The organism is Vagococcus salmoninarum, from assembly GCF_003987495.1.
Lineage (GTDB): Bacteria > Bacillota > Bacilli > Lactobacillales > Vagococcaceae > Vagococcus_D > Vagococcus_D salmoninarum.
In genome coordinates, this window is sequence record NZ_NGJU01000040.1 from 1 (window position 1) to 3,040 (window position 3,040).

General features: G+C 50.1%; 1 rRNA gene. It reads right to left on the minus strand.

Annotation, left to right across the window (positions count from 1 at the left end):
* Positions 1 to 84: 84 nt before the first annotated feature.
* Positions 85 to 3,002 (minus strand): 23S ribosomal RNA (locus CBF35_RS14795).
* Between the last annotated feature and the right edge of the window lie 38 nt (positions 3,003 to 3,040).

Sequence of the window (3,040 nt, forward strand, 5' to 3'; positions counted from 1 at the left end):
TAAGTAAACAATCTATAAGTTTGCTCACTCAAAACTGGATGTTGAAGTTAATCAAAACATAATCGTGAATCCTACGTGTAAATCTTGGTTAAGTCCTCGACCGATTAGTACTAGTCCGCTCCGTACATCGCTGCACTTCCACTTCTAGCCTATCTACCTGATCGTCTCTCAGGGGTCTTACTTCCTAAAAGGAATGGGAAATCTCATCTTGAGGGGGGCTTCACGCTTAGATGCTTTCAGCGTTTATCCCGTCCACACGTAGCTACCCAGCGATGCTCTTGGCAGAACAACTGGTACACCAGCGGTGTGTCCATCCCGGTCCTCTCGTACTAAGGACAGCTCCTCTCAAATTTCCTGCGCCCGCGACGGATAGGGACCGAACTGTCTCACGACGTTCTGAACCCAGCTCGCGTGCCGCTTTAATGGGCGAACAGCCCAACCCTTGGGACCGACTACAGCCCCAGGATGCGACGAGCCGACATCGAGGTGCCAAACCTCCCCGTCGATGTGGACTCTTGGGGGAGATAAGCCTGTTATCCCCAGGGTAGCTTTTATCCGTTGAGCGATGGCCCTTCCATGCGGAACCACCGGATCACTAAGTCCGTCTTTCGACCCTGCTCGACTTGTAGGTCTCGCAGTCAAGCTCCCTTATGCCTTTGCACTCTACGAATGATTTCCAACCATTCTGAGGGAACCTTTGAGCGCCTCCGTTACTCTTTAGGAGGCGACCGCCCCAGTCAAACTGCCCATCTGACACTGTCTCCCAACACGCTAAGTGTTGCGGGTTAGAATGGTCATAACACAAGGGTAGTATCCCACCATTGCCTCCACCGATACTAGCGTACCGGCCTCTACGGCTCCTACCTATCCTGTACATGTGTCACAAACATTCAATATCAAATTACAGTAAAGCTCCATGGGGTCTTTCCGTCCTGTCGCGGGTAACCTGCATCTTCACAGGTACTAAAATTTCACCGAGTCTCTCGTTGAGACAGTGCCCAAATCGTTACGCCTTTCGTGCGGGTCGGAACTTACCCGACAAGGAATTTCGCTACCTTAGGACCGTTATAGTTACGGCCGCCGTTTACTGGGGCTTCAATTTTGAGCTTCGCTCGAAAGCTAACCCATCCTCTTAACCTTCCAGCACCGGGCAGGCGTCAGCCCCTATACGTCATCTTTCGATTTTGCAGAGACCTGTGTTTTTGATAAACAGTCGCTTGGGCCTATTCACTGCGGCTGACATTGCTGTCAGCACCCCTTCTCCCGAAGTTACGGGGTCATTTTGCCGAGTTCCTTAACGAGAGTTCGCTCGCTCACCTTAGGATGCTCTCCTCGACTACCTGTGTCGGTTTGCGGTACGGGCAGTTATATTCTCACTAGAAAATTTTCTTGGCAGTGTGATGTCAGAAACTTCGGTACTTTAATTTCCCTCCCCATCACAGCTTGTCCTTAATGACGGTAAGCATTTTACTCACCCTCAGACTCACTGCTTGGCCACACACTTCCAGTCGTGTGGATTTCCTAACCTCCTGCGTCCTTCCATTGCTCAAACAAATATAACTGGTACAGGAATATCAACCTGTTGTCCATCGCCTACGCCTTTCGGCCTCGGCTTAGGTCCCGACTAACCCTGGGAGGACGAGCCTTCCCCAGGAAACCTTAGTCATACGGTGGACGGGATTCTCACCCGTCTTTCGCTACTCATACCGGCATTCTCACTTCTAAGCGCTCCAGCAGTCCTCACGGTCTACCTTCGACGCCCTTAGAACGCTCTCCTACCAGTGTGCCAAAGGCACACTCCACAGCTTCGGTAATATGTTTAGCCCCGGTACATTTTCGGCGCAGGGTCACTCGACTAGTGAGCTATTACGCACTCTTTAAATGGTGGCTGCTTCTAAGCCAACATCCTAGTTGTTTGTGCAACCCCACATCCTTTTCCACTTAACATATATTTTGGGACCTTAGCTGGTGGTCTGGGCTGTTTCCCTTTCGACTATGGATCTTATCACTCACAGTCTGACTCCCGGATATAAATGAATGGCATTCGGAGTTTATCTGAATTCGGTAACCCGAGATGGGCCCCTAGTCCAAACAGTGGCTCTACCTCCATCATTCTTCATCCGAGGCTAGCCCTAAAGCTATTTCGGAGAGAACCAGCTATCTCCAAGTTCGTTTGGAATTTCTCCGCTACCCACAGCTCATCCCCGCATTTTTCAACATACGTGGGTTCGGTCCTCCAGTGCGTTTTACCACACCTTCAACCTGGCCATGGGTAGATCACATGGTTTCGGGTCTACGACAACGTACTCAAGCGCCCTATTCAGACTCGCTTTCGCTACGGCTCCGCCTTCTCAGCTTAACCTCGCACGCTATCGTAACTCGCCGGTTCATTCTACAAAAGGCACGCCATCACCCATTAACGGGCTTTGACTTGTTGTAGGCACACGGTTTCAGGATCTATTTCACTCCCCTTCCGGGGTGCTTTTCACCTTTCCCTCACGGTACTGGTTCACTATCGGTCACTAGAGAGTATTTAGCCTTGCGGGATGGTCCCCGCGGATTCCGACGGAATTTCTCGTGTTCCGCCGTACTCAGGATACTCATAGGTGTGCAGTCAATTTCGCCTACGGGGCTTTTACCCACTACGGCTGACCTTTCCAGATCGCTTCGACTATTTACTGCAACTACCACAACTGAGTCCTACAACCCCAAAGAGCAAGCTCTTTGGTTTGGGCTCTTACCGTTTCGCTCGCCGCTACTAAGGTAATCGAATTTTCTTTCTCTTCCTGCAGGTACTTAGATGTTTCAGTTCTCTGCGTCTCACCTCATATACCTATGTATTCAGTATATGATGACAGCCTATAAAAGCTGCCGGGTTTCCCCATTCGGAAATCTCTGGATCATAGCTTACTTACAGCTCCCCAAAGCATATCGGAGTTAGTCCCGTCCTTCATCGTCTTCTAGTGCCAAGGCATCCACCGTGCGCCCTTATTAACTTAACCTATATTTACTAACAATGATGTTAGATTTTTGACTTCCA